Origin of the sequence: Erythrobacter sp. NFXS35, from assembly GCF_040148725.1 — a bacterium.
In the GTDB taxonomy this organism is placed as follows: Bacteria; Pseudomonadota; Alphaproteobacteria; order Sphingomonadales; family Sphingomonadaceae; genus Erythrobacter.
The window spans coordinates 121,637-147,400 of sequence record NZ_JAGDEB010000003.1; the positions used below are offsets into that span (position 1 = coordinate 121,637).

Genomic DNA, 25,764 nt, shown 5'->3' on the forward strand with positions numbered 1-25,764 from the left:
TTACTGTTCGACCACATCCCGCACGAACTGGTCGAGCAGCCGCACGCCATAGCCAGTCGCGCCCTTGTCCCAGCTGTGGCCAGGCTTGTTCGCCCACACCATGCCGGCGATGTCGAGATGCGCCCAAGGGGTACCGTTCTTGATGAAGCGCTGGAGGAACTGCGCGGCGGTGATCGATCCGGCCTCGCGCGGGCCGACATTCTTGATGTCGGCAATCGGCGAATCAATCAGCTTGTCGTAATTCGGACCCAGCGGCATCCGCCACAGCTTGTCGCCGGTGGCCTTGCCCGCTGCGGTCAATTGGTCGGCCAGCGTATCGTCATTGGCGAACATCCCGCCATGTTCATTGCCCAGCGCGATGATCATTGCGCCTGTCAGCGTGGCAAGATCGACGATCCGCGCGGCGTCATATTGTTCCTGCGCCCAATGCAACGCGTCGCAGAGCACCAGCCGCCCTTCGGCATCGGTGTTGAGCACTTCGACCGTCTGCCCGCTCATGGTGGTGACGATGTCGCCCGGGCGCTGCGCCTTGCCGTCGGGCATGTTCTCGACCAGGCCCATCACGCCGATCACGTTGGCCTTGGCCTTGCGTCCCGCAAGCGCCAGCATCGCCCCTGCAACCGCGCCCGCGCCGCCCATATCCCACTTCATGTCTTCCATGCCCGGCGGCGGCTTCAGCGAGATGCCGCCGGTGTCGAAGGTCACGCCCTTGCCGACGAAGACGGTCGGCTTGTCGTTTGCCGCGCCGCCGTTCCAGCGGATCGTGAGCAGTTTCGATTCGCGTTCCGAACCCTTGCCCACACCGATCAGCGCACCCATGCCGAGCGCTTCCATCTCGGCCTCGCCCAGCACGGTGATTTCCACACCGGTTCCAGCGAAAGCTTCCTCGCACGCGGCGACGAAGCTTGCGGGGTAGATCACGTTGGCCGGTTCGGCGACCAGTACGCGGGTGAACTCGACACCCTTGGCCAGCGCCGCCTCGCGCTCCCAGGCGGCTTCGGTGCCATCGGGCGCTCCGGTGACGTGGATGGTGGCGAGACTGGGGCGCTTGTCCGCGGCCAGCTTGGTGCGATACTTGTCATGCCGCCAGCCACGCAACCGCAGGCCCAGCAGCACCGCCGCGGCATCATCGGCGGAAAGCCCTGCGCCGCCGAGGTCGAGCACCATCGCGGTTTCACCCGAAACCAGATACTTGGCGGTCAGCCCTGCGCCTGCCCGTTCGAGGTTGAGCCGCCGCTCGCCCGCAGTCGGCTCGCCCGCGCCTGCGAGCGCGATCCGCCGCAGCGTGCCGCCCTCGCTGGTGAAACCTTCGAACACCTGACCAACACGGCCGGTGAAGCGCGCCGCCGCCGCACCATCGACCAGCGCCTGATCGATTCCGGCAAGGCTGGCGCCCTGGTTAGCGATCCGCGCGCGCAGGCGGATTTCGGCGGGGGGCGAGGCGGTGAAATGGATCTGCATGGTGTCTCCGCTGGATGGGGCAGAATGCCGGCGCAGCGCATGGCTTCGCCCGATAAGAGAAAGCCGCAGCCGCCACCTGCCGACGCATTGGCCGAGAAGGCGCGCACAAGGCCGCAAACGCGATTGCGATTAGGCGCGAGCGGTGCAATAGGCAAGGCCATGTCGGGAGGCTTGTCGATCGGATCGCGCGATGCTGCGCGCCCAGCCTTGCGCTTCCCGGCGCGGCGGGCGGCGTCGCGGGTGGCGCTGGCGTTGGTTCTGCTGGGCGTCCCCACCACGCTCGCTGCGAAGGATGCCCCTGATCCCGATCCGGTGGTGCAGGCGCAAGATGATACAGCGGCACCGGTGATCGATTTCGAGGCCGAGCAACTCGATTACGATAACGAGACCGATACCGTCACCGCACGCGGCAATGTCATCCTGCGTTCTGAAGACCGCTCTGTTCGGGCCGACCAGGTGAGTTGGGATCGCCGCTCCGGCCAGATCATCGCCACCGGCGATGTTCGGCTGTTGGACGAGGCTGGCAACCAGCTGTTTACCGATCAGGTCGAACTGAGCGAGACCTTCGAAACAGGCGCAATGGCCGAACTGCTGATCGCCTTGCGCGCCGGAGGCAGGCTGGCTGCACGCTCGGCTGAGCGGGGCGAGGATGGCGTCGCGCTGCTGAACGACGCCGCCTATACCGCCTGCGCCGTTACCGGTGCGGAAGGCTGCCCGAAGGATCCGAGCTGGCGCATCACCGCCGAGCGCGTGACCTTCGACCCGGAAACACAACGGGTGGAATTCACAGGAGCCATGCTGGAACTGTTCGGCGCGCGCATCCTGCCGCTGCCGGGCCTTGCGCTGCGCACCGACGGCAAGGCCGAATCCGGCTTTCTCGTCCCCGATTTCCGCATCAGCCAGGTTAACGGCCTGGAGCTGTCCAGCGAGTATTACTGGCGGCTTGCCGATAACCGCGACCTGACACTGGGCGCCTATGTGTTCTCCAACGTCGCCCCGATGGCGAGCGCGCAATGGCGGCATTTGACCGACAAGGGCGCTTATCAGGTCACCGGCTATCTTACCGCCAGCGACCGGCTGACCGATCTCACCGGTGACGAAAGTTTCGAGCGCGATCCGCGCGGTTACATCGAAGGCAATGGCCGCTTCCAGTTCTCGCCAGAATGGAGCCTCACCACCTCGGTCCGGCTCGCCAGCGATCGCACCTTCCTGCGCCGCTACGATATCAGCCGTGACGACCGGCTGCGTTCGACCATCAATCTCGAACGCATCACCGACGATTCCTATTTCTCGCTCGCCGGATGGGCAACGCAGACCCTGCGCATCAACGCCGACCAGGGCCAGGTGCCGCTCGCCCTGCCCGCACTCGACTATCGCAAGATCGTCGACGCTCCGGTGCTGGGCGGCGAAATCGAATTTCAGGTCAACAGTCTCGCCCTGCTACGCAACGATGGGCAGGACACGCAGCGCGCCTTTGCCGGGGCGAAGTGGGATCTGCAGCGGCTGACAGGGCTGGGTCAGGTGGTAACGCTGACGGCGCTGGTGCGCGGCGACATCTACAACACCGACAACATCCTTGCCACCACCACCCCCAGCTATCGCGGTACCGAGGGCTGGACCACGCGCGGGATCGCCACCGCTGCGATCGACATCGAATGGCCTTTCGTGGGCGAGGCGTTCGGCGGCACGCAGGTGTTGAAGCCGCGAGTGCAGATCGTCGCCAGCCCCAAGCTACGAAACCTCGCCGTACCCAACGAAGACGCACGCGCGATCGACCTTGAGGATTCCAATCTTTTCGCGCTCAACCGTTTCCCCGGTTACGACCGGGTCGAGGACGGCACCCGCATCACCTGGGGACTGGACTGGGAATTGCAGCGCCCCGGTTGGCGGGTGTCGACCACCATCGGCCAATCCTACCGATTCGATGACCCGGAAGAACAGATTTTTCCCGTCGGCACCGGCCTGTCCGAACGCGTGTCGGACTTCGTCGGACGCACGCAGATCCGGTTCCGCGATTATGTCAGTCTCACGCACCGCTTCCGGCTCGACAAGGACAATCTCGCGGTGCGCCGAAATGAAATCGACGCCACAATCGGATCGCGCCGCACCTACCTGGAATTCGGCTACCTGCAACTGAACCGCGACATTCAGACCGTGGAGGACCTGCGCGACCGCGAGGAACTGCGCGCCGCCGCTCGCATCGCGATCGGACGCAAATGGTCGATCTTCGGATCTGGCGTGGTCAATCTCACCGATGCAGCGGATGATCCGATTTTCCAGCCCGACGGGTTCGAGCCGATCCGCACCCGGCTCGGTATTGCCTATCAGGACGATTGCATCGAACTGGGCGCGACCTGGCGGCGCGATTTCATCTCGGCGGGAGACGCGGCGCGCGGCAATGCGTTTCAGGTGTTCTTTGCCCTGCGCAACCTCGGTTTCCGGTAACGGTCGCACGAATTGGCAGCGCGAAGAATTCGGGCTAAGGCCGCGTCGCAATAGATGGGGGGCAGTGCCGGGGGTGGCACAACTCAGCTTCCGTTCAGCCGCGATCACGCAACCGCGGCACATATTGCGTGAGGGGTCGCGCAGGAATTACCAAAGGCGGGAATGAACGAGTGACAATGAAACTGTTTTCCAAGAATGCCGGGCTGAGGACGCGTAGTGGCGTGATGCTGGCAGGACTTGCCGCCCTCGTCATGGTGCCCGCTTCCGCGCCCGCGCAGACGGTTGCCGTTCCGACAGCCGACAACCCCTTTGGCCTGCCCGAGGACGTCACCATTTTCGGCAAGACCGATCCCGATCGCCGCACCGCAACGGCGGTGGTGAACGGCTACGTCATCACCGGCACCGATATCGATCAGCGCGTGGCACTGGTCACTTCTGCTTCGGAAGCGCCGATCCCCGAAGAGGAGCTGCTGCGCCTGCGTGTGCAGGTGCTGCGCAACCTGATCGACGAAACGCTCAAGGTGCAGGCCGCCGAGGCAGCCGAGATGAAGGTTGCGCGCGAAGAAGTGGAGCAGACCTATCAGCAGCTTGCCGCCCAGAACTTCGCCACCGAGCCGAAGAAAATGGACGAATACCTGCTGTCGATCGGGTCATCGCCCGATTCGCTCAAGCGCCAGATCGAAGGCGAGGTAGCGTGGGAAAACCTGCTTCGTCGCAACATCATGCCGTTCGTCAATGTCTCGGCCGAGGAAGTGAACGACGTGCTCGCCCGGCTCGAGGCTTCGCGCGGGACGGACGAATACCGGCTCGGCGAAATCTACCTGTCCGCCACCACCGAAAACCGCGAGGCGGTACTGGCCAATGCGCAGGCGATCATGGAGCAATTGCAGCAGGGCGGCAGCTTTGTGGCCTATGCGCGGCAGTTCTCGGAAGCGACCACGGCGGTTGTCGGCGGCGATCTGGGCTGGGTGCGGTTGGGCCAGCTTCCGCCGCAGCTGGCGACCGCCGCCCGGCAGCTGCAGCCGGGGCAATTACAAGGGCCAGTGGAGATTCCCGGCGGCTTTTCGATCATCTACCTGATCAACAAGCGGCAGGTGCTGATGGCCGACCCCAATGAAGCCTTGCTGAGCCTCAAGCAGATTGCCATCACCTTTCAGCCGGGCGTTACCGAAGCCGAGGCGGAGGCCAAGGTCAGCCAGTTCGGTGAATACGTCGAATCCCTACGCGGCTGCGGGGATGTGGAGGCCGGGGCAGCGGCGGTCGACGCGCAGGTCGTCACCAATGATCAGATCAAGGCCGGCAGCCTGCCCGAACAGCTGCGCACGATCATACTCAACCTGCAGATCGGGCAGACCACCCCTCTGTTCGGCGGCGTGGAGGAAGGCGTACGTGTGTTGATGCTCTGCGGTCGCGACGATCCCGAGGATGCCGGCGCACCGACCTTTGCCGCAGTCATGGACGATATCGAGCAGGAGCGCATCAACAAGCGTGCCCAGCGCTATCTGCGCGATCTGCGCAACGACGCCTATATCGAGTACAATTGAACCCACAGGCGGCTCCCCTCGCCATCGCGCTGGGCGATCCGGCGGGCATCGGCCCGGAGGTGATTCTCGGCGCGTGGGTGCGCCTGCGGCAGGAACGCCGCGCACCGACCGCGTTTGTCGTGGGTGGGCCGGAAATCCTGCGCATGATCGCCGAAGCGCTGGGCATCGATTGCCCGATCGTGCCGATTGCCGATCCGGCCGAAGCCCTGTTCGCATCGGCTGCCGGCCTGCCGGTGATGGCCGGGCTGGATGCACCGTGGGCTCCGGGGAGTCCCGATTCTGAAGGCGCGCGGCTGGCGCTCGCATCGCTCAGCTGGGCAACGAAGTTCAGCCTGTCAGGCGTCGCCTCGGGCCTTGTCACCGCGCCGGTCGCCAAGAGCGCGCTGGCGGCGATCGGATGGGATTATCCCGGGCAAACCGAATTCCTCGCCGAAGCCTGCGATCTGGCCTATCGCGATGCGGTGATGATGCTGGCGGGGCCGAGCCTGCGCACCGTTCCGCTGACGGTTCACACGCCGCTGGCCGAAGTACCCACGCTACTCTCCACCGATCTCATCACTCACAAGGCGCGGATCGTCGCGGCGGGCCTGAGCCGCGACTTCGGCATCGCCAACCCGCGCCTCGCCATCGCCGCGCTGAACCCGCATGCGGGCGAAGGCGGCAAGTTCGGTGATGAGGAAACGCGCATTATCGCCCCCGCCATCGCCGCGCTTCAGGCCGAGGGTATCGATGTGTTCGGCCCGGTGCCGGGCGACGCGCTGTTCACCCCCCGGATGCGGACGACCTATGACGCGGCGCTCGCGATGTATCACGATCAGGCACTGATCCCGCTAAAGGCTCTGGAGGTGGACGAAGGCGTGAACGTGACGCTCGGCCTGCCGATTATCCGCACCTCGCCCGATCACGGCACCGCCTTCGACATTGCCGGGCGCGGGCTGGCCGATCCCGGCGCGATGCTGGCAGCAATCGTGATGGCTACAGACATGGCTGCGGCGCGTACTGGCAATGGCTGACCTCCCCCCCATCCGCGATGTCATCAAGCGACACGGTCTCGCCGCCTCCAAGGCGCTGGGGCAGAACTTCCTGCTCGATGAACAATTGCTCGCCCGCATCGCTGCGCTGCCGGGCGATCTGACGGGCACGGCTGTGCTCGAAGTCGGCCCCGGCCCCGGCGGGTTGACGCGGGCGCTGCTGAAAGCCGGAGCGCTGGTCACCGCCATCGAAATGGACCGCCGCTGCCTGCCTGCGCTGGCAGAACTGAGCGAGAGCTTTCCGGGGCAGCTGACCGTGATCGAAGGCGACGCGCTCAAACTCGATCACGGCGCGCTGATGGGCGGCGAACCGTTCCACGTGCTGTCGAATCTGCCCTACAACGTCGGCACCGCGCTGTTCGTGCGATGGCTGAGCGGCGAAAGCTGGCCGCCACAATGGCAATCGCTCACGCTCATGTTCCAGCGCGAGGTTGCCGACCGGATCGTCGCCTCGGCGGGTGAGGACGCCTATGGCCGCCTCGCCGTGCTCGCCCAGTGGCGCAGTGCGGCGACCATGGCGATGAAGGTCCACCGCAGCGCCTTCACCCCGCCCCCCAAGGTGATGAGCGCAATTGTCCATGTTGCCCCTGCCGCGATGCCCGAAGGCGTGTCGGCACGAATGCTCGAACGCCTGACCGAGGCCGCCTTCGGCCAGCGTCGCAAGATGCTGCGTCAGAGCCTGAAGGGCGTGCCGGGCGCATTGGCGGCGCTGGCCAGCCTCGGCATCGACGAAACGCGGCGCGCCGAGACGGTCAGCGTGGCAGAGTTTGTGGCGATCGCGCGGGCGCTCAATCCCTGAAGGTTTCGCCCCAGATCGTGTAGATGAAGCTGGCCGACCAGGTGATCAGCATGAAACCGCTCAGCGAAAGCAGCATCACCAGCAACCGGATCGCTCCGTGGGCTTCGAGCTGGGTGTAGCCCAGGGTGGCAAACGAAACCCCGGCAAAATAGAGATAATCCGCCGCCGAACTGCCGAAACCCTCGGTCAGCGTGCCGTGATCCGGGTTGGCCAGCAGATAGGCCAGCAGAACCGCCGCCAGTGCGATTTCGAACAGGTGCAACAGGGCAAGCCCCCAGAAGGTGAACAGCAGGCCGATCGAGCTGTGCGCTTTGCCGTCCGGCCTTACCTTCCTGATAAGCTCCAGACCGCCGAGATGAACCAGGCCGTACGCGAACAGCAGGCCGACACCCCAGGCAAGCACGGAGAGTTCCGCATCCGTCATTTCGGGAAGAAGCGGAACCAGACGGCGAATGTTCCACGTTCAGCCCCGGCGAGCGGTCAATTCATCTTGTCATGCAGTGCGCCGCAGCGGTGGGTTACCCCTGACCCTTGGCCACCTGCCGCCATTGATGCAACAGCGGTTCGGTATAGCCGCTGGGTTGATCAACGCCCTTGAATATCAGGTCCTTAGCCGCGCGATAGGCCGGGCCGTCCTGGTTGCCGGTGAGCGGCACATAGAGCGGGTCGCCTGCGTTCTGCGCATCGACCTTGGCGGCCATGCGGGCGAGCGAATCCAGCACCTGCGCCTCGCTCACCACGCCGTGCAGCAGCCAGTTGGCGATGTGCTGCGAGGAAATGCGCAAGGTCGCGCGGTCTTCCATCAAGCCGACGTCGTTGATGTCCGGCACCTTGGAACAGCCGACGCCCGCATCGACCCAGCGCACCACATAACCGAGCAGGCCTTGGCAGTTATTGTCGAGTTCATCGCGGATTTCTTCGACCGACCAGTTCACGCCCTCGGCAAGCGGAATGCTGAGCAGCGCATCCAGACCCGCCGGTTCGGGCAGGCTCTGCTGGATCGCAAACACATTCTCCTGATGATAGTGCAGCGCATGAAGTGTCGCGGCGGTGGGGGACGGCACCCATGCTGTGTTCGCCCCGGCGCGCAGGTGGCCGATTTTCTCGACCATCATCTGCCCCATCAGGTCGGGCGCGGCCCACATCCCCTTGCCGATCTGCGCCTTGCCTGACAGGCCGTGCTTGAGGCCGATGGCGACGTTCCGCGCCTCGTAGGCCTTGAGCCAGTCGGAACCCTTCATCGCGCCCTTGCGCAGCATCGGCCCGGCGCGCATCGCGGTGTGGATTTCATCCCCCGTCCGGTCGAGAAAGCCGGTGTTGATGAACACGATCCGGTCACGCACGGCGTGGATGCAGGCGGCCAGGTTCGCGCTGGTCCGGCGTTCCTCGTCCATCACTCCGACCTTGATGGTGTGGCGCGGGAGCTTGAGCAGGTCTTCCACCGCGTCGAACAGGTCGTTGGTGAAGGCGCATTCTTCCGGGCCATGCATCTTGGGCTTCACGATGTAGATCGATCCGCAGCGAGAATTGCCGAATGTGCTGCGGCCTTCGACATCGAGCGTGCTGATCGCGCTGGTGAAGACCGCGTCCATGATGCCTTCGGGAATCTCGATGCCGTCCCGCAGGCGGATCGCGGGGTTGGTCATCAGGTGGCCGACATTGCGCACGAACATCAGGCTGCGACCGGGAAGCGAGTGCCGGGCTCCATCAGGCGCGGTGTAGGTCTTGTCGGCCGCAAGCTTGCGCGTGAGCGTGCGCCCGCCCTTGTCGAAACTTTCCTCCAAATCGCCGCGGATGATGCCGAGCCAGTTGGTGTAGGCCAGCAGCTTATCCTCGGCATCGACAGCCGCGACAGAATCCTCGCAATCGGCGATGGTGGTCAGCGCGGATTCAACGATGATGTCGGCGATCCCGGCCTTGTCGGTAGCGCCCACCGGGGTGTTCGAATCGAATACAACCTCGATGTGCAACCCATTGTTCTTGAAAAGCAGGCCTTTTTCGGTGTGGCCGACCCACTGGCTTTCGTCCTGCAACTTGCCATCGTGCTGATCGGCAAGGTCGGCCCAGCTCTGGTCGACCAGAGGCAGCGCCTGATCCAGAAATTTGCGCCCCTGCGCGATCACCGCCGCTCCGCGCGTTTCGTCGTAGCCGCCCGGACGCGCCGGGGGCGCATCGAGCGCATCGGTACCGTAGAAGGCGTCATACAGGCTGCCCCAGCGCGCATTGGCGGCATTCAGCAGGAACCGCGCATTGAGGATCGGTACCACCAATTGCGGCCCGGCCATCGTCGCGATTTCGGGATCGACGTTTTGGGTGCCGATCTGAAACCCGCCCGGTTCGGGCACGAGATAGCCGATTTGTGTGAGGAATGCCTTGTAAGCCTCTGCATCATGTGGCTTTCCGGCGCGTTCGACGTGCCATGCATCGATCGAAGCCTGCAATTCCTCGCGCCTGGCCAACAGCGCCCGGTTGCGCGGTACGAAATCTGCCAGCAGACCAGCAAAACCCTGCCAGAAGGCATCCACGTCGCGGCCCAGCGGCTTCAGCACCTGGGCTTCAAGGAAGCTCGCCAAACGGGATTCGATGGCAAGTTCGGCGCGGGTGGTCATGTCAGTCATCAGTGTCCTCTTGGATCTGGCTGCGGGGGCAAGTCCTGGGGAGGGGAGAACGGCGGGCGCTATGGCGCAGGGGGCGGTGCATTGCAACGGGCTGGCGACCCGCAACGGGTTGGACTGGCGCGCCCGGGCGGCTAGAGGTGACCGGATGACTACGATGAACCCTTCTCCCTTCGATCCAACCGCCATGCTCGCGCAGGTGCAGGCGTGGAGCGCAATCAACACCGGCACCGGCAATCTTCCCGGTCTCGCGCAGCAAGCCGCCGCGCTCACCGAAGCTTTCGCCGCCCTGCCCGGCACCGTCGAGTTGGTCGACCCGGCCCCTGTCACTGCGGTCGCCGCCGATGGCTCCGCCTTCGAAAAGCCCCACGGTCAGCATCTGGTGGTGCGCGTACGCCCGCAGGCCAACCGCCGCATCCTGCTGACCGGGCATATGGACACGGTGTTTCCTGCCGATCATCCGTTTCAATCCCAGCGCTGGCTCGACGACGAGACTCTGAACGGGCCGGGCGTGGCCGATATGAAGGGCGGGATCGCAGTGATGCTGCACGCGTTGCTGGCATTCGAGCAGACCGCAGGCGCCTCGGCCCTCGGCTACGATGTGCTGATCAATGCCGACGAGGAAACCGGATCGCTCGCCAGCGCCGCGCTGATCGCGGAGATGGCGGCGGGCAAGCTGGCGGCGCTGACCTATGAACCCGCTGCCCTGCCCGATGGCACGCTGGCGCATGAGCGCGGCGGGACGGGGAATTACTCGATCACGATCTCCGGCAAATCCGCCCACGCCGGTCGCAACCCGCATGAGGGGCGCAATGCCATCGTCGCAGCCGCCGATCTGATCCTGCGGCTGAAGGAGATGGAGAACGATGATCTGACCATCAACCCGGCCAAGCTGGAAGGTGGCGCAGCCAATAATGTGGTGCCCGATCATGCTCTGCTGCGGTTCAACATTCGCCCGAAATCTACCGCCGCGATGGAGGCTTTCGACAATAACCTCAACACACTGCTAGGGAGTATTGAGGCCACGCATGAAGTGGCCACCCACCGCCACGGCGGCGTCACCCGTCCGCCCAAGGCCGTTGATCCTGCAGCACAGCGCCTGTTCGATCTGGTGCGGACATGCGGCGCGGAACTGGGGCAGGACATCGGCTGGCAATCCACCGGCGGCGTGTGCGACGGTAACAACATCGCTGCCTGCGGCGTGCCGGTGGTTGACACCATGGGGGTGCGCGGCGGCGCTATCCATTCTCCGCAGGAATATCTGATCGTCCCCAGCCTTGCCGAGCGTGCGGCCCTTTCCGCCCGCGTGATCGAGCGATTGTCGCAAGGTGCTTTGACCCAGGGCGTTTTAGCCGAAGGAACAGCTGCATGAGCTTCCGCCTGCGCGCCGCACGCGCTTCCGATCTCGAAGCGCTTTACGAAATGGCCAAGCTGACCGGCGGGGGCTTCACCAACCTTCCGCCCGATCGCGCCGCGCTCAAAGCCAAGCTCGAACGGGCCGAAGGATCCTTTGCACGCGATTCCGATACGCTGTCGGACGAACTTTTCGTGCTGGTGCTCGAAAACGTCAGCACCGGGGCGGTGCGCGGCACCTGTCAGTTGATGACGCAGGTGGGCCAACGCTGGCCGTTCTATTCCTATCGGCTCAACACGCTCACCCAATATTCGCAGGAGCTAGACCGCACGGTGCGCGCCGAATTGCTCAGCCTCGTCACCGATCTAGAAGGATCGAGTGAAGTCGGCGGGCTGTTCCTCCACCCCAATGAGCGCGCCGGCGGGCTGGGCCTGCTGCTCGCCCGGTCGCGCTACATGTTCGTGGCGATGCACCGGCGCCGGTTTGCCGAGCGGATCATTGCCGAATTGCGCGGCATTATCGACGAGCGCGGCGGATCGCCTTTCTGGGAAGGGGTCGCAGGGCGGTTCTTCGGGATGAGCTTTCAGGACGCGGACTATTTCAACGCGATCAACGGCAACCAGTTCATCGCCGACCTGATGCCCAAGCACCCGGTCTATATCGCGATGCTGGATGACGATGCGCGCAGCGTGATCGGCGTACCCCACCCCACCGGGCGCGCAGCGATGCGGATGCTGGAAAACGAAGGATTTCGCCATGATGGCTATGTCGACATCTTCGATGGCGGACCGACCATGGTGGCGCATACCGATCTGGTAACCAGCGTGAAGGACAGTACGAGCGCCAACCTGACCGACCTGACCCTTACCGAAGGTGAGCGGGCAATTCTCGCCACAGGACGGCTCGACAGCTTCCGCGCCTGTTTCGGCGCACGGGCGCTGGATGGGGACGGAGGAATCGCAATCGATTCGGCCAGCGCCGATCTGCTCGACGTGTGCGAAGGCGACGAAGTGTGGAGCGTGGCGCGATGAGCCGGACCGAGATCAATTTCGACGGAATCGTCGGCCCCAGTCACAATTACGCCGGTCTAAGCCTCGGCAATATCGCCAGCGCCAGCCATGCGGGCGATGCCTCCTATCCGCGCGCTGCGGCGCTTCAGGGTGTGGCAAAGATGCGCGGCAATCTGGCGCGGCTGGGGGTGCAGGGATACTTGCTGCCCCTGCCCCGCCCCAACATCGCTTTGCAGGCTGCCCTGGCGCTCGACGGCAGCGAGCCGGCGCAACTGCGCGCCGCACCATGGTCGGCATCGAGCATGTGGACCGCCAACGCCGCGACTGTCTCGCCTGCCCCCGACACCGCCGACGGGCGCTGCCACCTGACGCCCGCAAACCTCGTCACCATGCTCCATCGTGCGCAGGAATGGCCCGATACCAAGCGCCAGCTGGACATCGCGTTCGGCGACACCCGCCACTTCGTGATCCACGACGCCGTCCCGCCCAGTTTCGGCGATGAAGGCGCGGCCAATCACATGCGGCTGTGCGACAGCCACGATGCGCCCGGCGTCGAGGTGTTCGTCTACGGCAGAACTGGCGGGCGCTTCCCCGCACGCCAGCACGAACAGGCCAGCCGCCTCGTTGCCCGCGCCCACGGCCTCGATCCTGCGAGCACGGTATTTATCGAGCAGAACCCGGCTGCGATCGAGGCCGGCGCGTTCCACAATGATGTCGTCGCGGTGGCGAACGGGCGGGTGCTGTTCACCCATGCCGAGGCCTTCGCCGATCAGCAGGGTGCCTATGACACGATCCGCGCCGCTTACCCGGCACTCGAAATCGTGGAAGTGCCGTCGAGCGCGGTGACGCTGCAAGAAGCGATCCGCACCTACCTGTTCAACGCGCAGCTGGTGACGCTGCCCGACTCCACGATGGCGCTGATCGTGCCGGAGGAATGCCGCGAAAGCTCGGCTGTCTGGGGGTGGTGCGAAGCGATGCTGGAAGGAAATGGTCCGATCCGGCAGGTCATACCTGTCGACGTGCGGCAGTCGATGGCCAATGGCGGCGGCCCGGCCTGCCTGCGCCTGCGGATGGTGTGCGATCCGGCGACGGTCGATCCGCGCTTCCTGCTGGACGAGGCGCGCGCCGACCTGATCGAACGCACCATCGCCGCGCATTGGCCGGAGCAGATAGACCCCTCCGATGTCGGCACGCAATCTCTCGCGACCAGCGTGATTGCAGCACGTCTCGCCCTGCTCGATGCGCTCGATCTGGCACAGCTTGGTTAACGTGTTTGCGCAATCGCGCGCGATGGGGCTAGGGTTACCGCATTGTTAAATCGGGGCCGCCAGTCGGCGCCGAAGCTGCCCCGGGAGAGCCCATGCTGCGTAAGATCGCCAGGCTATTCGTGATCAAGACGCGGTTCGAGGCGTTTCTGATCATCTATGCCCTCGCGCTCGGGGCCACGGCGCGCGGTTCGGCCTATCTGGATCAGTTCCCCGGCTTCGGCGGACAATTATTGTTCCTTGCCACCACGGGCGCCGTATTTCTGGCGGGCGCAAAAATGCTCGACTGCATCCGGCTAGAAAAGGAATTGGCGCAGTTGCGCGCACAGAACAGCGATCGTCCGGATTGATCGCTACCGCTCGCCGCGCTCGGAACCGGCGAGACCCTGAAGCGGCCCGTCGAGAATCGGGTTTCCGTCACCGTCATAGCGGGGCAGCAACGCCAGATCGTCCGCGTTGCGGAGCATAAGGGTCAATTGCTTGTTCTTCCGATCCCGCCGCGCCCCCGCAAAAGCGACGTCCAACCTGGGCATGGCCCGCACCACGATCCGGCGGTTGCGGAACGCGACCCTGAGGGTCGCGAGCGAAGGCCTTACGAATTTGCGATTCCGATCGCCTTCGACAGTAATGCCGCTGCCCAGATCGGGGCGCGCAACCGGTTCGTCCGAAACCTGTGGGAGGTTTAACAGATCGAATAGGGTCTGTTCGTTCATCTCGATGCTAATGTTGTTACGATCGGAGATGCGGCTCTGGTCGAGTTGCGGCATCCCGAAGTCGAACTCGGTCATATCGTAAAGGTTGGGGGTCTGCTGCAGCAGGATGTATTTGTCGCCGTGCTTCGTTACGTCGGCAATATCGAGTATCGCCGCTATCTCGCGTTCCTCGCCGGGACGCAGCTTGCGCGCGGTACGCAGGACCTGTTTGGGCTGCAGGCACCCGCCTTCGCAGATAGTGCGCATCCGGGCGAGATAGGACTCGCGGTCTTCCTGGGAAGCGGCGGGCATTGGGAGGGCGAGCGACCCGGCCAACCCCAACAGCATAGCGACCGAAATACGACGCAAGGCGACCTCCTGCGCACCGAAAGGGGTGGGGGATTCTGTTGCTAGGCTCCCCCGGGCCCCCGGTCTCCGATTCTGTTGCCCGGCTCGGTCCAGCCGCGCTTTTTAGCCTAATAATGTCAGGGCGTTAGCCCATCAATTACGCAGCGATTGCGAGTGCTTCGTTATCGTTGGCACTTATGGTTTTTGAGCCTTATGCGGGTTACTCAGCCCGGGCAAAAACTACGCTTTTCAACACACGTCGATCCTGGTTCGGCCCCATCAGGAGTTGCGGTTGCCATGGTTATGGGCCGCCGCTTCTGGTGGAGCCGCCGGGTACTGCCCCCGGGTCCGTTGCGTCTATTATACGCAGCAATTTATCGCCATAGTCGGTTGCCCGACACGGCTGATATAGCGTGCCAATCCTGAATGTGAAGTGACCGTGCTTTTGTTTATGCCCGCTCCTCCGAGCGCGCTTATCCTCGCTCATGCTGGCTGCGCCAGCGTCGCTGCGGGCGGGCGGTCTGCCTTCCGGCCCTGCGGGCCGTTTGGGACAAATCCGCCCCGCCGCTCCTATTTCTTCAGCGCATCGCGAATTTCGGTCAGCAGCTCCACCTCGGTCGGACCGACTGGGCCTGGCACGGCCTCCTCCTCCTGTTTTGCGAACTGCGCGGTGATCCTGGTGGCATAGCGCACCAGCAGAAAGATGATCACAGCCAGGATAACGAAATTGATCACGGTGGAAAAAAACGCCCCCAGCGCCATCACATTCGCCCCCGCCTCACGCGCTGCGGCGAGCGGTGTGCCCGGCGCGACCTCGCCCGACAAGACAATATACCGGTCGGAAAAATCCACATTGCCGAACACCGCGCCCACCACCGGCATGATGACATCGTCGGTCAGCGATTTCACGATTCCGGAAAACGCGCCGCCGATGATGACGGCGACCGCCAGTTCCATGACATTGCCCTTGGCGATGAAGGCCTTGAATTCCGACAGCATGTTGATCCCCTTTTGCCCGCTGTTTGCCCCTTTCTGGCACTCCCTCACCAACCTGCCAAGCCACGCGTTTTTGTCCTCCACCGCTTGAACCGACAGGGGGGTGTGCTATATCGACAATACAGGAACTTGCTGCGCCGCCTTTGTCCTACGGCGCGCGCCTTCAGGAGGGATCGATTGATGACGTTCACCACCATGCTGCGCGGCGCCTTTGCCGCCGTGGCCGCACTGAGCCTTGCGGCCTGCGGGATCAACTCGGTGCCGACCGCCGAGGAACAGGCCAAGGCCAAGTGGGCCGATGTTGAAGCGCAGTTTCAGCGCCGCGCGAATCTTGTCCCCAACCTCGCCGAAGTCGCGCGCGGCGCGGCCGAGAGCGAGCGCAGCATCCTCACCGAAGTGACCGAAGCCCGCGCCCGCGCCACCAGCGTCAATGTCAGCGCCGACAACCTCGACGATCCCGCCGCGATGGAGCAATTCGCCGCTGCACAGGGCCAGTTGAGCCAAGGCATCGGACGTCTGCTCGCCAGCTTCGAAGCCTATCCGCAGATCCAGTCGAACCAGAACTTCCTCGCGCTGCAAAGCCAGCTCGAAGGGACGGAGAACCGCATCGCTGTCGCTATCCGCGACTATAACGAGGCGGTGCGCCAGTATAACACCACGATCCGCACCTTCCCCGACATCATCGGCGCGACCGTTGTCCACGGGGCCGAGCCGCTGGTGCCCTACGCAGCCGTAACCGAAGGCGCCGAGGCCGCGCCCACGCTCGACATGACGAGCAACTGATCGGCGTGCTTCGCCATCTGCTCATGATGCTCGCGGTGGCGGGGGCGCTGTTTGCGTCCCCCCTCGCCGCGCAGCCGCAATTCCCCGAACTCACCGGGCGGGTGGTCGACAATGCCGACATTCTCTCGCCCGAGGCCGAAGCGGCACTGACGGCCAAGCTGGAGGCGCTGGAAACGCAGTCGCAGCGGCAGTTGGTGGTTGCCACGGTGCCCGATCTGCAGGGCTATGACATTTCCGATTACGGGTATCAGCTGGGCCGCGCGTGGGGTCTTGGCGACGCGACCCGCAATGACGGCGCGTTGCTGCTGGTCGCGCCCAATGAGCGCAAGGTGCGGATCGAGGTCGGCTATGGCCTGGAAGGCTATCTCACCGATGCCTTGTCTGCGCTGATCATCCAGAACGCAATCCTGCCGGAATTCCGTGAAGGCGATTTCGCCGGCGGAATTGCGGCCGGAACCGACGCGATCATCACCCAGCTGCAATTGCCGCCCGAGGAAGCAGCGCAGGTCGCCGCTGCGGCGAGCGAGGCGCGGCAAAGCGACGGCGGATTCCCCATCGGCGTCCTGATCTGGCTTGCCTTCATGTTCTTCTTCTTCATCCTGCCCCTGCTCGCAGGGCGGAGGCGGCGGCGTAAATACCGCTCCAAGGGTGACGGCCCATGGGGCAGCCGCGGGCGCGGGGTGGGCGATACCGCGCGCGACATTATCCTGTGGGAAGTGGGCAGCGCGATCCTGCGCGGCGCGATGTCTGGCGGCGACAGTGACGGCTGGGGCGGCGGCGGCTTCGGCGGGGGCGGCGGCTTTTCGGGCGGTGGCGGCTCGTTCGGGGGCGGCGGCGCCTCGGGAGGATGGTAGATCATGGCCTATCTCGATGATGCCGGACGCAGGCTGGTCGCCGAAGCGGTGACCGAAGCAGAAAGCGCGACCTCCGGCGAGATCGTGACCGTGCTGGCCGATCGATCCGACGGTTATACCGATGTCGCGCTGCTGTGGGCGATTGGCGCGGCGTTCACCGTGATGAGCGTGTTCGCAGCTTTCCCGCAGCCGTTCCTGCAATTGTGGGACAGTATGATCGGCGGCTGGGGCCATGAATGGACCACCGGCGAACTTGCCAGCATGGTAATCGGACTGGGTCTTATCACCTTCCTGCTGGTACTGCTGGTGCAGCAGTGGGAGCCGCTGAAATTCGCGCTCATCCCCGGCCCGGCGAAGTCCGCGCGCGTCCACGATCAGGCGGTGCGGCAGTTCAAGGTGGGGGCGGAACGGCGCACCACCGGTCATACCGGCGTGATGATCTACCTTTCGATGCGCGAACACCGCGCGGAAATCGTCGCGGATCAAAGCATAGCCAGCATAGTCCCGGCAGAAGTGTGGGGCGAGGCGATGGGCGATATGCTCGGCGAAATCCGGAACGGCGCCATCGCCGAGGGGCTGGCCGTGGGCATCCGCGATGTCGGCTTCGTGCTGGCGCAGCATTTCCCGCGCGGAGAGGACGACGTGAACGAACTGCCCGACCGGCTGATCGAGGTTTAGGCGCCCTTCCCCCTTGACCCGGCGCCGCAGAGCCTGTCTCGAAGGGGTGCGACATTGCCTGCCCCACGGAGCTTCCCTTGCAAAAAGACAAAGACGCCGACCTTCCCGAACAGGTCATGTGGGAAGGCCGCTTCATCACCGCCAAGACCCGCGGCCGCTGGGAATATGTCGGGCGCGCGCGCGGCATCCGGGCGGCGGCGATCATTGCGCTGGATGATGATCCGGACGGCACCCGCCACGTGCTGCTCGTCAGCCAGTATCGCGTGCCCCTGGGGCGCTTCAGCCTGGAGATCCCCGCCGGCCTGATCGGCGACGACGAAGGCAGCGAGGGCGAGGATGCCGCCGCCGCCGCCGCGCGCGAGCTGGAAGAGGAAACCGGCTACCGCGCCGGGCAGCTGGACGTGCTGGGCGAATTTTATTCCTCTCCCGGCATGGTGTCCGAGGCATTCACCTTGCTACGCGCCCGCGATCTGGAGCGCGTCGGCGAAGGGGGCGGCACCGATAGCGAGAATATCACCGTCCACCGGATTGCCTTGCGCGATCTGTCGCGCTTCGTGGCCGAATGGCGGCGCGCAGGCCACGCGGTCGATGTGCGCATCGCGATGTTGCTTACACCGGATTACTTGGGAGAGGATTGAGACATGGTAGAACGGGCGGGACGGGTCGCGGGCAAGCTCGCATTGGTCACAGGCGGCGCACAAGGGCTGGGCCGTGCGCATTGCATCCGGCTGGCGCAGGAAGGCGCGCGTGTACTGGCGACTGATATCAACGGCGCAGGCGCAGAGGAAACCGCGGCGATCATCAATGCCGAGATGGGCACAGGCACCGCTTTCGGTATTGCGCATGACGTGACCGACCCCGCGCAGTGGGACGCCGCGGTCGATGCCGCGCGCGAACACCTCGGCGGGCTGAACGTGCTGGTCAACAATGCCGGGATCGGGGTGGCGGGCAATATCGAAACCTGCGATTTCGCCGATTGGCAGCGTTGCTTCGACATCAACGTCAATTCGATCTTTCACGGCTGCCAGAAGGCGCTGCCGCTGATGCGCGAACACGCGCCGGGGTCGATCATCAACATCTCCAGCATCGCGGGCCTGATCGCGAGTGATACGATGCCGGCCTACAACGCGTCAAAGGCGGCGGTGTGGATGCTGTCGAAGTCGATTGCGCTGCACTGCGCCAAGAAGAACATGAATATCCGCTGCAATTCGGTGCATCCGACCTTCGTCGACACGCCGATCCTGGACGGGACGGCCAAGGCGGCGTCGCTCGAAAAGGGTGTCCTGCTGGAAAAGCTGGCGCGTCAGATTCCGCTCAAATTCGTGGGCGAGCCTAACGACATCGCCAATGCGGTGCTGTATCTCGCCAGCGACGAAAGCCGCTTCATGACGGGGGCGGAACTGAAGCTCGACGGCGGCATCAGCGCGATGTGAAAAAAGAAGGGGCCGATGTGGCCCCTTCCCGGTTGTCTTCGATCAGGTGCAGCGGCCCGATAACCGGGAACCGCTTTTCAGTCGCTGCACTCAATCCGCGATCAGTGCGATCGCAAGGTAGATCAGCACCGGAGCGCCAAAACCGAGCAGGGTCGCGGCGACAAAGCCGATCCGCACAAGCATCGTGTCGATGCCGAAATAGTCGCCGATCCCGGCGCAGACGCCGAAGACCTTGGCATTGGTCTTGTCGAGGCGGAAGCCAGCGCGGGGCGGCTTGCCATCGGGATTGCGGGTCACATTGGTCATTATTCAAAAAACTCCTGTTGCGGGTCGGGCGATCAGGCGATCATGCCGGGACTGGCGGGGATGATCGTATAAGCAAAGCTTGCCACCGTCAGGATTACGGCGAAGGCGGCAGAAGCGAGGCGGGCACTGGTTTCGGGGCCGAACATGGTCAATTGGTTCCTTTGAGTAAGTGGTTGTCGCAGCAGGCTCAGGCGATGAGGCCGGGGCTGGCGGGGATGATCGCATAGGCAAAGAACGCGGCCGAAATGACGACAGAGAAAGCGGCGGCGAACAGGCGATCCGGGGAAGAAATGGCAAACATTGTGAAGTCTCCTTGGGTTTTTTGCTGTCCCGCGGGCTCATCCCGGGGACGCAAAGTGTCTTGCAGGAGGTGTGCCAAACTCGGAAAATGGCGGAAATCAGCCAATCCGATACTTTCTGGCGGGCGACGCGCCATTCACCTTGGCGAAAGCTTGGGAAAATATCCCAAGGGTTGGGATTGGTCATTTGCGGCACTGCGGACTGGCCAAGGCCCCGCCCTCCCGCTACCCGCGCAGGCACCATGGGTCTGAGCAGGATCAGCGTCGAAAATTTCCGCAATCACGCCGCGACCACGCTGGGCGAGACCGGTCATTTCAACCTGCTGGTGGGCGAGAACGGGGCGGGCAAGACCAACCTGCTCGAAGCGCTCTCGCTGCTTGGGCCGGGGCGCGGGTTGCGGCGCGCCAACCTTGCCGAACTGGCGCGCAAAGCGGCGCCGGGCGATGCGCCCCTGCCTTTCGCCATCGGCGCGAGCCTGACCGAACAGGGGACCGTCTCCGCGCGGCTCGGCACCTATACAGAGCCTGGGCAGCCCGGACGGCGGCTGGTGCGGGTCAATGGCGCTCCCGCAAGCGCGGCGAGCCTGGCCGAATGGCTGGCGATGTCATGGCTCACCCCGGCAATGGACGGATTGTTCACCGATAGCGCGGGCGCGCGGCGGCGCTTCGTCGATCGCATGGCGCTCGCCATCGCGCCCGATCATGCGCGGCAGGTCAACGCGCTCGAAGCGGCCCTGCGCGAACGCGGGCGCCTCCTGGAGAACGGCGCCGATGGCCGCTGGCTGGACGCGGTCGAGGCGCAGGCCGCCGAGCATGGCACACAAGTCAGCGCCAGACGCGCCGAACTGGTGGCGCGTCTGGCGGACGAGCTTTCCGCACTGCCGCCGGAACCCTTCGCCCGCCCTGCCCTCACCTACCGCCCCGGCGGGCCGGTCGACGAGGTCGCCCTGCGCGCCGAATTCGCCCGCAATCGCCCGCGTGATCGCGCGGCGGGTCGCGCGCTGACCGGGCCGCAGCGCGATGAGTTGGAAGTGGTGATGGCCAGCACCCGCCAGCCCGCTGCATCGTGCTCGACCGGCGAGCAGAAGGCGATGCTGATCGCAATCACGCTGGCCCACGGCGTTCTTGCATCCGCTGGTCGCCCCAGCGTGTTGCTGCTCGATGAAGTCGCCGCCCATCTCGACCCAGTGCGCCGCACCGAGTTGTTCCGCCGGTTGCGCGAAGGGCTTGCACAGGTGTGGATGACCGGCACCGAACTCGCCCCGTTCGAGGCGATCCGCAGCGAGGCCGCAATCTGGCGGGTCAGTGGCGGAAGCGTGGAGCGGCTCTAACCCGCGTCAGGCGGAGGCAAAGCTTCTTCGACCTCGTCAAGCGTCGCCGCGACCAACCGCTCGATCCCCTCAGCCGTGGGGTGGATGCGATCGGACTGAAACAGTTCGGGCTCCTGGTAGATCTCTTCCAGCCAGAACGGGATCAGGTCTGCGCCGTACTCCTGAGCCAGATCGCGGTACAACGCATCGAACTGCGCCTGGAACTCCGGCCCGTAATTGGGGGGGCTGCGCATCCCCATCAGCAGCACTGGAACGCCTTCACGCTGCAGGATCGTCAGCATCTTGCCGAGATTCGCCTTGGTTTCCTCCGGCGAAAGTCCGCGCAGCAGATCATTGCCGCCCAGTTCCAAGATGAACAGCGCCGGGGGCTGTTCCATCGCGGCCAATGTGAATTCGAGCCGTTGCAGTCCGGCCGCAGTGGTATCGCCCGACACCCCGGCATTGACGATTTCGGCATTGATGCCCTTGGCCCGCAGCGCGTTTTCCAGCTTTTCCGGATAGGAATCGCGCGGATCGAGGTTGTAACCTGCAAACAGGCTGTCGCCGAACGCGATAATGGTGCGTTCCGGCCCCATCACCGGGATCGGCGGCGGGCCTTCACCAGAACCCAGCGCCGCCCCCGAGGCGGGCGGCACCGTTGCGTCTTCAGCGGCATCATCGCATCCAGCCAGCGCTGCCAGCGCCAAGACCGCCCCTAGACCGCCGATTTTCGACCAAACGCGCCTGTGCATCCGCGAACCTTCCATGCCTGTACCTTGTTGTAACACCCCACCTATGCCATCGGAACCTTGTGACAAGTCCCTCTCTTGCAATCTCCGCCCGCAATCTCACCCTGACGCTGGGCAGCAATGCCGCGCCGGTCACGATCCTGCGGGGTATCGATCTCGACATCGCCCGCGGCGAGGTGGTTGCGCTGCTCGGCCCGTCCGGTTCGGGCAAAAGCTCGCTGATGGCGGTGCTATCGGGGCTGGAGCGCGCCAGCGGCGGCAGCGTGATGGTGGCGGGCGCGGATTTTGCCGGGCTTTCGGAAGATGGCCTTGCCGCCGCGCGTCGGGGAAGGATCGGAATCGTGCTGCAGGCCTTCCACCTGCTACCCACCATGACGGCGGCTGAAAACGTCGCGACCCCGATGGAACTGGCGAGCATGGAGAACGCCCGCCCGCGCGCGATTGCCGAGCTGGAAGCCGTGGGCCTCGGCCATCGCACCGGACATTATCCCACCCAGCTTTCGGGCGGCGAACAACAGCGCGTCGCCATTGCGCGGGCCACTGCGCCGCGCCCGGAACTGATCTTCGCGGACGAACCGACCGGCAATCTCGATGCGGCGACCGGCGCGGAAATCATCGACCTGCTGTTCGCCCGCCGCGCCGAGACGGGGGCGACGCTGCTGATCATCACCCATGATGCAAGCCTTGCCGCGCGCTGCGAACGGGTGCTGACCATGGCCGACGGAGTGATCGTTTCCGACACCGCGCCGGCGACGGTCGCATCGGGCGCGGCATGAATCTTACCTGGGGCACCGCCTGGACCATCGCCCGCCGCGATCTCAATGCGCGGTTCAAGGGGCTACGGCTGCTGCTGGTGTGCATCTTCCTCGGCACTGCGGCGCTGGCAGCGATCGGCACGCTGACCTCGGCGATCGAGCGCGAGCTGGCGTCGAGCGGGCAGGAACTGCTCGGCGGCGATCTCGAAGTCGAGGTGTGGCAGCGCGATCTTTCGGCAGAGGAAATGGCCGCGCTTGAGGAATATGGCGAAGTTTCGGGCGGCTTCCGCCTGCAGGCGATGGCCAGCACGCCCGATGCCGCCGCGCCGATCGAGCTGAAGGCGGTGGACGCCAAGTGGCCGATGTTCGGCACGCTGGTGCTGGCCGACGGGCGCGAAGTGGCTGCGCCCTCCGGAACCGATGCATGGATCGCGCAAGGTGCGATAGAGCGGCTGGGGATTGCCGTCGGCGACAGTTTCACCGTCGGCACCGTGACCCTTACCGCAGCAGGGATCATCGCGGACGAGCCTGATCGCCTGTCCGAAGGTTTCCAGCTTGGCCCGACGGTGATCGTGGCCGAAGATATCGCGGCCAAGGCTGGATTGCTGCAACCCGGCGCGCTCTACCAGAGCAAGCACCGCGTCGCCTTTGCCGATCCCGCCCGCAATCCCGAGGCGGCGGAGGAGGCGCTGAGCAAGGCCTTTCCCGATGCCGGGTTCGACATCCGCACCCGCGACCGCGCCTCTCCCGGCGCGGACCGCTTCGTGCGGCAGATGTCCGATTTCCTCACGCTGGTGGGGCTCGCCGCGCTGGTGATCGCCGGGATCGGGATCGCAGGTGGCGTGTCCTCCTATCTCGACCAGCGCCGCACCAGCATCGCCACGCTCAAGGTGCTGGGCGCGACGTCATCCGATATCGTCCGTATCTATGCGCTGCAGATCGGCGTGGCGGCGCTGGTGGGCAGCATTGCAGGCCTCGCCGCAGGCGTGCTGGTCACACCGCTGCTCGCGGCCGCGCTCGCCGGGCTGCTGCCGGTCGAAAGCGGGTTCATTATCGCCCCCCCTGCTCTGCTGCTGGCGGCGAGTTATGGCCTGCTGGTCGCCTTCGCCTTTGCCGCAGCGCCGCTGCTGCGCGCCCGCACCTTCCCCGCGATGGCGTTGATGCGGTCAGGCGTGGTGCCGTTGGCGCGGGACAAGCGCGCTTTGATCGCCACCGGCATTGGCCTTGCCGCTATCTGCGCGCTGGCGCTTGTCACCACCGATCAGCCGATGCTGTCGGGCGGGTTCCTGCTGGGCGCAGGGGTTGCACTGGCGCTCCTCGCTGGTCTTGGCTGGGCGATCCAGCGGCTTGCGGGCCGTTTGCCGCGCCCGGCCAATCCGCTGTTGCGCAGCGCGCTCGCCAATCTCCACCGTCCGGGCGCACCCACCGGCGCGCTGGTGACGGCGCTGGGCTTCGGGTTGGCCGCCTTCGTCCTGCTCGCCGCAGTGCAGAGCGCGATCGACGGCAATATCCAGCAGCGCGTACCCCGCGAAGCGCCCGATTACTTCGTGCTCGACGTGCCGCGCGACAAGGAGTCCCGTTTTTTCGAACTCATTCAGGCGGACTTCCCCAAGGCCGGAATCCGCTCCGTGCCGACCATGCGCGGGGCAGTGCTGGCCTATGGACCGAAAGACGCGATGGTCCGCGTCGCCGAACTGGAGGAAATTCCTGACGGCGCATGGGCGCTGCGCGGCGAGCGCGGCCTGACCTATGCCGACCGCCTGCCGCCGGGCAACCGGGTTGTCGCAGGCGAGTGGTGGAGCCCGCTGCAGGACGGCGAGCCGCTGGTGTCGGTCGATGCGGAACTGGCCCGCGCGACTGGCCTGAAGGTCGGGGATTATCTCACCGTCGGCATACTCGGGGTGGAACGCACCGCGCGCATCGCCAACCTGCGCGAAATCGACTGGGAGAGCCTAGGCTTTAACTTCACGCTCGTATTCAGCCGCAATGCGATCAGCGACGCGCCGCACAATCTTGCGGCCACCATCGACCTGCCCGAAGGCGCCGATCCGGCTGCACGTGGCGCACTGCTGCGGGCAATGGTACGCGAGCTGCCGTCCAGTTCCGTGATCGAGATTGGCGGCATTCTGGTCGAGGCGCGCAAGCTGCTCGAACAGGTGAGCCTTGCCACGCTGGCGGCGGCGGCTGTGACCGTGCTGGCTGGGCTCGCCGTGCTGATGGGCGCGATTGCCGCGGCGCGGGCGGCACGCACCTATGATACCGTGATGCTGCGGGTGTTGGGCGCGAGTAGGCGGCAGATCCTGCTGCTGCAACTGGCGGAATACGGGCTCATCGCCGGCCTGCTTGCGCTGGTTGCGCTAGGGCTCGGATCGGCGCTGGCGTGGGTGGTGATCACCCAGCTGTTCACCTTCGACTGGCTGCCCGATTGGGGGCAGGTACTCGGCGTTCTGGGCCTCGGCGTGGCATTGGTGCTGGCCTTCGCGCTGGCCGGTTCGCTACCGCTGCTCAGAGCGAAGCCGGCGCGGGCGCTGCGGGAACTTTAACGCCCCCGAACGCCCGCGCGGTGTGCCATCAGGCGAAAACGTCTTCGGCGTGAGGATCTTTGGGATCAGGCCCGAAACGATTGGGGCCATCGGTACCGGGAAGGCACATGAACACAAAGACGATCAGGCTGCCGACGAACGGGATGAAGCCGATCAGCACAAACCAGCCGGACTTGTCTTGATCGTGGAACCGCCGGACCTGCACGGCCAAGCTGGGTATGATAATCGCCACGATCAGCAACAAGGAGAGGGGGCCGTAAGCATCCCCGACTAAGCCTGAAAGACCAAGCACCGCTTCGATCACGCCGACGATAATCACTGCGATTACAACCGCGAGCAAGAACAGCCAGTATTCCTTACGGCGCGACCGCCCCTGAAAATCGGCGTACCGCTTGAGCGGCATAAGCATATATTCCATTCGAGATCCCCCTCTTGCTGAGTTAGCGCGCCCAAATCATCACATCCCTTGCAGTTACGCAAACAAAAAGGCCCCG

General features: G+C 64.9%; 26 protein-coding genes and 1 other RNA gene. 16 read left to right on the forward strand and 11 right to left on the reverse strand.

Features of this window, described 5'->3' with window-relative positions:
* Entirely contained in the window at nucleotides 1-1,461 is a 1,461-nt protein-coding gene (locus J3454_RS12200; protein ID WP_349514054.1) for a leucyl aminopeptidase, read from the reverse strand.
* Nucleotides 1,462-1,620: 159 nt separating this feature from the next.
* On the opposite strand from J3454_RS12200, the gene J3454_RS12205 reads away from it, so the two are divergent.
* From J3454_RS12205 to rsmA, 4 genes are all read left to right on the forward strand, one after another.
* Nucleotides 1,621-3,906 (forward strand): LPS-assembly protein LptD, encoded by a 2,286-nt coding sequence (locus tag J3454_RS12205; protein ID WP_349514055.1) that lies wholly within the window; start codon nucleotides 1,621-1,623, stop codon nucleotides 3,904-3,906.
* Nucleotides 3,907-4,082: 176 nt separating this feature from the next.
* Entirely contained in the window at nucleotides 4,083-5,450 is a 1,368-nt protein-coding gene (locus tag J3454_RS12210; protein ID WP_349514056.1) for a peptidylprolyl isomerase, read from the forward strand.
* Nucleotides 5,447-6,463, forward strand: a complete 1,017-nt coding sequence (gene pdxA, locus J3454_RS12215) for a 4-hydroxythreonine-4-phosphate dehydrogenase PdxA (protein WP_349514057.1) — start codon at nucleotides 5,447-5,449, stop codon at nucleotides 6,461-6,463. The genes J3454_RS12210 and pdxA overlap by 4 nt, the downstream gene beginning before the upstream one ends.
* Nucleotides 6,456-7,280 carry a 16S rRNA (adenine(1518)-N(6)/adenine(1519)-N(6))-dimethyltransferase RsmA gene (gene rsmA / locus J3454_RS12220; RefSeq protein WP_349514058.1) on the forward strand — a complete coding sequence of 275 codons (825 nt, stop codon included), beginning with the start codon at nucleotides 6,456-6,458 and terminating at the stop codon, nucleotides 7,278-7,280. Before pdxA ends, rsmA begins: the two co-directional genes overlap by 8 nt.
* Here the strand turns inward: rsmA and J3454_RS12225 are convergent.
* On the reverse strand, nucleotides 7,270-7,683 hold the full coding sequence (locus J3454_RS12225) for an ion channel (RefSeq protein ID WP_349514059.1): 414 nt from the start codon (nucleotides 7,681-7,683) through the stop codon (nucleotides 7,270-7,272). The two genes, rsmA and J3454_RS12225, sit on opposite strands and share 11 nt — an antisense overlap.
* Before the next feature lie 115 nt (nucleotides 7,684-7,798).
* On the reverse strand, nucleotides 7,799-9,898 hold the full coding sequence (locus J3454_RS12230; RefSeq protein WP_349514060.1) for a malate synthase G: 2,100 nt from the start codon (nucleotides 9,896-9,898) through the stop codon (nucleotides 7,799-7,801).
* Between the two features lie 154 nt (nucleotides 9,899-10,052).
* Between J3454_RS12230 and J3454_RS12235 the strand changes: the two genes are divergently transcribed.
* From J3454_RS12235 to J3454_RS12250, 4 genes are all read left to right on the forward strand, one after another.
* Entirely contained in the window at nucleotides 10,053-11,267 is a 1,215-nt protein-coding gene (locus tag J3454_RS12235; RefSeq protein ID WP_349514061.1) for a hydrolase, read from the forward strand.
* Complete coding sequence (locus J3454_RS12240; protein WP_349514062.1) at nucleotides 11,264-12,280, forward strand: arginine N-succinyltransferase; 1,017 nt, start codon at nucleotides 11,264-11,266, stop codon at nucleotides 12,278-12,280. Before J3454_RS12235 ends, J3454_RS12240 begins: the two co-directional genes overlap by 4 nt.
* Complete coding sequence (locus J3454_RS12245) at nucleotides 12,277-13,527, forward strand: N-succinylarginine dihydrolase (RefSeq protein WP_349514063.1); 1,251 nt, start codon at nucleotides 12,277-12,279, stop codon at nucleotides 13,525-13,527. Before J3454_RS12240 ends, J3454_RS12245 begins: the two co-directional genes overlap by 4 nt.
* 92 nt (nucleotides 13,528-13,619) lie before the next feature.
* Complete coding sequence (locus tag J3454_RS12250; protein WP_349514064.1) at nucleotides 13,620-13,874, forward strand: hypothetical protein; 255 nt, start codon at nucleotides 13,620-13,622, stop codon at nucleotides 13,872-13,874.
* 3 nt (nucleotides 13,875-13,877) lie between these two features.
* Here the strand turns inward: J3454_RS12250 and J3454_RS12255 are convergent, their stop codons facing one another.
* From J3454_RS12255 to mscL, 3 genes are all read right to left on the reverse strand, one after another.
* A complete protein-coding gene (locus J3454_RS12255) occupies nucleotides 13,878-14,585 on the reverse strand; it encodes a hypothetical protein (RefSeq protein WP_349514065.1) in 708 nt (235 codons plus the stop codon).
* Between the two features lie 61 nt (nucleotides 14,586-14,646).
* Nucleotides 14,647-15,001, reverse strand: a transfer-messenger RNA (tmRNA) gene (gene ssrA / locus J3454_RS12260).
* A gap of 133 nt (nucleotides 15,002-15,134) precedes the next feature.
* A complete protein-coding gene (gene mscL, locus J3454_RS12265; protein WP_349514066.1) occupies nucleotides 15,135-15,563 on the reverse strand; it encodes a large conductance mechanosensitive channel protein MscL in 429 nt (142 codons plus the stop codon).
* A 177-nt stretch (nucleotides 15,564-15,740) separates the two neighbouring features.
* On the opposite strand from mscL, the gene J3454_RS12270 reads away from it, so the two are divergent.
* The 5 genes from J3454_RS12270 (at nucleotide 15,741) to J3454_RS12290 (ending at nucleotide 19,308) form a co-directional block, all read left to right on the forward strand.
* The gene (locus tag J3454_RS12270; protein WP_349514067.1) at nucleotides 15,741-16,343 is read left to right on the forward strand and encodes a LemA family protein; all 603 of its coding nucleotides are present in this window, start codon (nucleotides 15,741-15,743) and stop codon (nucleotides 16,341-16,343) included.
* Nucleotides 16,344-16,348: 5 nt separating this feature from the next.
* Nucleotides 16,349-17,197, forward strand: coding sequence for a TPM domain-containing protein (locus tag J3454_RS12275; protein ID WP_502878593.1), 849 nt, complete (start codon nucleotides 16,349-16,351; stop codon nucleotides 17,195-17,197).
* A gap of 3 nt (nucleotides 17,198-17,200) precedes the next feature.
* Complete coding sequence (locus J3454_RS12280; protein ID WP_349514068.1) at nucleotides 17,201-17,875, forward strand: TPM domain-containing protein; 675 nt, start codon at nucleotides 17,201-17,203, stop codon at nucleotides 17,873-17,875.
* A 116-nt stretch (nucleotides 17,876-17,991) separates the two neighbouring features.
* Nucleotides 17,992-18,513 carry an NUDIX hydrolase gene (locus J3454_RS12285; protein WP_349514581.1) on the forward strand — a complete coding sequence of 174 codons (522 nt, stop codon included), beginning with the start codon at nucleotides 17,992-17,994 and terminating at the stop codon, nucleotides 18,511-18,513.
* A gap of 3 nt (nucleotides 18,514-18,516) precedes the next feature.
* A complete protein-coding gene (locus J3454_RS12290; protein WP_349514069.1) occupies nucleotides 18,517-19,308 on the forward strand; it encodes an SDR family oxidoreductase in 792 nt (263 codons plus the stop codon).
* Nucleotides 19,309-19,398: 90 nt separating this feature from the next.
* Here J3454_RS12290 and J3454_RS12295 read toward each other — a convergent pair whose 3' ends face one another.
* From J3454_RS12295 to J3454_RS12305, 3 genes are read right to left on the reverse strand one after another with little or no spacing between them, the layout of a single operon-like run.
* The gene (locus J3454_RS12295; RefSeq protein ID WP_296719730.1) at nucleotides 19,399-19,614 is read right to left on the reverse strand and encodes a PspC domain-containing protein; all 216 of its coding nucleotides are present in this window, start codon (nucleotides 19,612-19,614) and stop codon (nucleotides 19,399-19,401) included.
* 32 nt (nucleotides 19,615-19,646) lie between these two features.
* A complete protein-coding gene (locus J3454_RS12300) occupies nucleotides 19,647-19,760 on the reverse strand; it encodes an enoyl-CoA hydratase (RefSeq protein ID WP_349514070.1) in 114 nt (37 codons plus the stop codon).
* Nucleotides 19,761-19,801: 41 nt separating this feature from the next.
* On the reverse strand, nucleotides 19,802-19,915 hold the full coding sequence (locus J3454_RS12305) for an enoyl-CoA hydratase (protein WP_296719735.1): 114 nt from the start codon (nucleotides 19,913-19,915) through the stop codon (nucleotides 19,802-19,804).
* A 240-nt stretch (nucleotides 19,916-20,155) separates the two neighbouring features.
* On the opposite strand from J3454_RS12305, the gene recF reads away from it, so the two are divergent.
* Complete coding sequence (recF, locus tag J3454_RS12310) at nucleotides 20,156-21,244, forward strand: DNA replication/repair protein RecF (protein ID WP_349514071.1); 1,089 nt, start codon at nucleotides 20,156-20,158, stop codon at nucleotides 21,242-21,244.
* On the opposite strand, the gene J3454_RS12315 is transcribed toward recF, so the two are convergent.
* The gene (locus J3454_RS12315) at nucleotides 21,241-21,975 is read right to left on the reverse strand and encodes an arylesterase (protein ID WP_349514072.1); all 735 of its coding nucleotides are present in this window, start codon (nucleotides 21,973-21,975) and stop codon (nucleotides 21,241-21,243) included. The two genes, recF and J3454_RS12315, sit on opposite strands and share 4 nt — an antisense overlap.
* 59 nt (nucleotides 21,976-22,034) lie before the next feature.
* Here J3454_RS12315 and J3454_RS12320 point away from each other — a divergent pair, with 59 nt between their 5' ends.
* Both J3454_RS12320 and J3454_RS12325 read left to right on the forward strand, forming a co-directional pair.
* Nucleotides 22,035-22,748 carry an ABC transporter ATP-binding protein gene (locus J3454_RS12320; protein WP_349514073.1) on the forward strand — a complete coding sequence of 238 codons (714 nt, stop codon included), beginning with the start codon at nucleotides 22,035-22,037 and terminating at the stop codon, nucleotides 22,746-22,748.
* The gene (locus J3454_RS12325; RefSeq protein WP_349514074.1) at nucleotides 22,745-25,270 is read left to right on the forward strand and encodes an ABC transporter permease; all 2,526 of its coding nucleotides are present in this window, start codon (nucleotides 22,745-22,747) and stop codon (nucleotides 25,268-25,270) included. Before J3454_RS12320 ends, J3454_RS12325 begins: the two co-directional genes overlap by 4 nt.
* Nucleotides 25,271-25,298: 28 nt before the next feature.
* On the opposite strand, the gene J3454_RS12330 is transcribed toward J3454_RS12325, so the two are convergent.
* Nucleotides 25,299-25,688 carry a DUF805 domain-containing protein gene (locus tag J3454_RS12330; protein ID WP_349514075.1) on the reverse strand — a complete coding sequence of 130 codons (390 nt, stop codon included), beginning with the start codon at nucleotides 25,686-25,688 and terminating at the stop codon, nucleotides 25,299-25,301.
* Between the last annotated feature and the right edge of the window lie 76 nt (nucleotides 25,689-25,764).